Source organism: Haemophilus parahaemolyticus (assembly GCF_018373095.1).
GTDB classification, from domain to species: Bacteria; Pseudomonadota; Gammaproteobacteria; order Enterobacterales; family Pasteurellaceae; genus Haemophilus_A; species Haemophilus_A parahaemolyticus_A.
The window spans coordinates 1-1674 of sequence record NZ_JAHAHT010000166.1 but is presented as its reverse complement, the minus strand read 5'-3'; the positions used below and the strand labels follow the sequence as shown (position 1 = coordinate 1674).

The following is a 1674-nucleotide window of genomic DNA, read 5'->3' as shown; positions in this document are numbered from 1 at the left end:
TGGCGTTTTACCGAAAAATTCGCCTACTTGTTCACGCACAAATGGTACGCGAGTTGAACCGCCAACCATCACCACTTCGCGGATCTCTTCGCCTTCCACGCCTGCATCTTTCAACGCTCGGCGGCAGGTCATTAACGAACGTTTAACAAGCGGTTGAATTAACTCGTTAAATTGCGAACGGCTGACCGTGCCTGTCCAATTTGCAAATTTCACTTCAGTTTCGACCGCTTGTGAAAGGGTAATTTTGGTTTCGGTTGCCAGAGTTAATAGTTCACGTTGTTCATTCGCATTTTGTGGTTGCACACCTGCTTGTTCAGCAATCCAATTTGCTAATAAGAGGTCGAAGTCATCGCCCCCGAGAGCCGTATCACCGCCCGTTGCCAACACTTCAAATACACCACGGCTTAAACGTAAAATCGAAATATCGAATGTACCACCACCTAAATCATAAACCGCAATAATGCCTTCTTGACCGCTATCTAAGCCGTAAGCAATCGCTGCTGCAGTTGGCTCATTTAATAAACGCAATACATTCAAACCTGCTAAACGCGCTGCATCTTTAGTACTTTGACGTTGAGCATCATCAAAATAAGCAGGCACGGTAATGACTACACCCGACAATTCGCCCGCTAGGCGTTGTTCGGCAAAGCGATTTAAGTGTGCCAAAATATCTGCTGATACTTCCACAGGGCTTTTATTACCTTGTTTAGTTTGGATTAACGGTAAGCCGTTATCGCTTGCCACAAATTGATACGGTAAATCATGGTAACGTTTTTGCACATCGGCAAGCGAACGCCCAATTAAGCGTTTGGCTGAAATCACGGTGTTTTGCGGATCAACGGCTGCAAACTCAAAACCTTCCACACCCACGGTTTTCTCGTTTTCCGTGTAATGCACCACCGACGGCACTAACGCTCGCTCTTTTTCATCTAATAACACGGTCGCCGTGCCACTTCGCACAGTTGCAACCAATGAATTCGTTGTCCCAAGATCAATCCCCACCGCCAAGCGTGCTTGGTGCGGTGCGGCAGTTTGCCCTGGTTCAGCGATTTGAAGTAATGCCATTATTATCTCTTCTCTATTTCTTGTTTTAATTTATTTTAGGCTACTGAATAACCCATATTTTCAGGAGCAAATACACCTTGATAGTGGCGTTCCACAGGCACAGCGATTTTGCTTTCAAGCTCTAACACTTGATGACCTTGCAGTTCTTTAATATCATTTTGCCAATTATCCCAACGTAAATCTTGGTAGAAATCGTTTAAATCGCCTGATAATGCCCAGCCTAAAAATTCAGAATAGCCTAAGTTCAACAGTTCCCACGTTTTCTTTTTCGGATGATGATAATACACTTGCCCAATTTTGTCGCCTAAACTGCCTGCGTTAATAGCAAAGTAACCACCAATTGCATCATCTGCTACTAATAAGTAGCTGGGTTGCTCGCCCGATTGCTTGAAGGTTTTACCAAAGTTCCAATCAAATAAACCACGCGGTAATTTTTCGTTGCCTGAACCTAAAATGCGCAACCAACCGTGATCGATTAACACACCACCTGTTTCATACACAATCGCACCAAGCGGTGAACGGGTCGGTAGTTGCATTCCAACTAACGCAGCAGCTGCATCTTCAGAGTAGCTAGCTAAAATTTCGTAGTGATTTTTTGCTTGAGTAAAC

The 1674-nt window shown here is 44.5% G+C and carries 2 protein-coding genes; both read right to left on the bottom strand.

Going from position 1 to position 1674, the window contains the following annotated elements; genetic code table 11:
• Nucleotides 1-1065, bottom strand: a 1065-nt coding sequence (locus KH943_RS10065) for an Hsp70 family protein (RefSeq protein ID WP_304110442.1), incomplete at its 3' end; no start/stop codon positions are given.
• A 35-nt stretch (nucleotides 1066-1100) separates the two neighbouring features.
• A partial coding sequence (locus KH943_RS10060; RefSeq protein ID WP_304110441.1) for a DUF2625 family protein occupies nucleotides 1101-1674 on the bottom strand: 574 nt, incomplete at its 5' end.